Source organism: Hoeflea sp. BAL378, assembly GCF_000759435.1.
Taxonomy (GTDB): domain Bacteria; phylum Pseudomonadota; class Alphaproteobacteria; order Rhizobiales; family Rhizobiaceae; genus Hoeflea.
Map to the genome: position 1 here is coordinate 1 of NZ_JRJG01000106.1, position 1786 is coordinate 1786.

Below are 1786 nucleotides of genomic sequence, written 5' to 3' on the forward strand. Positions count from 1 at the left end.
TGGCCGGCCTCGCCGCGGTCAATCTCTACACCGGCTCGCTGCTGGGCGGGCGCCTCACCGGCACCAGCGCCAGCATCGAGACCCTGAGCGGGTTCAAGGAAGCCTATGCCGGGATGACCAATTTCCTGCACGACCAGAACGAGGACAAGCGCGCCGCGGTGATGGCGAGCCTCGACGACCAGCTCGCGCGCATGGAAAAGGTGCTCGCCCTTGCCGACACCGAGGAGGAATCCGAGGCCATCCGCCGCTCCACCGCGCTCGCCGCCGAGCTGCGCGGCGATGTCGACGCGCTGTGGGCGATCCACGGCGAGGTCGAGGCCATCCGCGCGGCCTTCGGCGAGACCTTCGCCGAGCTGGGTGCCGTGCGCGACCGCCTGACCCTCAGGATCGAGAGCGTCGGCGCCGAGCTCGCGCTCGCCGAGGACGAGACCAAGAGCAAGCTGCGCGCCGCCGACCAGCTCGCCAGCGGCGCCCAGGCCGTGGTCGAGATCTCCGGCGCCATCTCGGCGGCGACCACGCCCGAGGAGGCCTTCAAGGCCGCCGAAGGCCTGAAGCGGACCATCACCGCCATGAACCGCGACCTGGCCGAGGCGATCCCCGCCACCAAGCCGGTGGTCCGCAGCATGATCGCCGACAACATGGGCGGCCTGCTCGCGACCCTCGACAAGGGCATGACCGGCGAGACGGGCATGATCGAGCTGCAGAAATTCGCCAATGCGCTGCGCCCCGCCGGCATCATGCTGCAGGGCCTCGCCTCCCAGGTCTCGCGCGAGGCCACCGACACCTTCGGCAAGCTCGACGCCTCCATTCTCGAGGGCGAGCAGATCATCACCGACAGCCGCGATTTCCTCGCCCATCTGGCGGCGCTGGAGCTGGCGATGGTCAATTTCGTCGCCAATCCCGAAGCGTCCAGGGCCGAACAGGTGGCGGCGCGGCTCGCCGCGGTCGACAAGAGCATCGAGCTGATCGCCTTCTCCAACGGCGGCGACGTCGTCATGGAAACCATCGGCTCGGCCTGGAGCGCCAAATCCGTCACCATTCCGGCGCTGATGGCCGACCTGATGGGCCGGCGCGAGGCCGAAACCGCCCTGTTCCTTGCGGCCTCCACCCGCATCAACCAGGCCTGGAACAGCGTGCTCGATTTCGCCAGCAGCCAGCAGCGCGGCGCCGAAACCGTCAAGGACCGCGCCAGTTCCATCACGCTCTCGGCGGCGCTGGTCATCGGCTTCTTCGGCCTTGCCGCGGCCGCCCTGCTGATCGCCGCGCTGAAGGGGCCGATCCGCCGCCTGGTCGCCGCCATGCGCGACGTGGCCTCGGGCGATCTCGACGTCGCCGTCACCGATTCGGGCCGCGCCGACGAGATCGGCGAGATGGCCCGCGCGCTCGATGTCTTCAAGTCGAGCGCCATCGACAAGATCCGGGTCGAGGACGAGATGAGCCGCGACCGCGACCTGGCCGCCCGCGCCCGCGAGAAATCCGACAGCGAGAAGGCCCGGGCCGATGCCGAGCTCGCCTTCGCCGTGAGCCAGCTCGGCTCGGCCCTGCGCAGCCTGTCGCAGGGCGACCTGGTCTCGACCATCGACACGCCGTTCGCCAGCGAGCTCGACAGCCTGCGGGTCGATTTCAACGAGTCGATCGAGCGCATGCGCGACGCCATGCGCCATATCCGCGACAATGCCCGCTCGATCAGCGACAATTCCGGCCAGCTCCGCTCCGCCGCCGATGATCTGGCGCGCCGCACCGAGCAGCAGGCGGCCTCGCTCGAGGAAACCGCCGCCGCCGTCGA

The 1786-nt window shown here is 69.8% G+C and carries 1 protein-coding gene; it reads left to right on the forward strand.

What is annotated here, in order from left to right; genetic code table 11:
- On the forward strand, positions 1–1786 hold a 1786-nt coding region (locus LL06_RS19660; RefSeq protein WP_035530758.1), incomplete at both ends, for a methyl-accepting chemotaxis protein.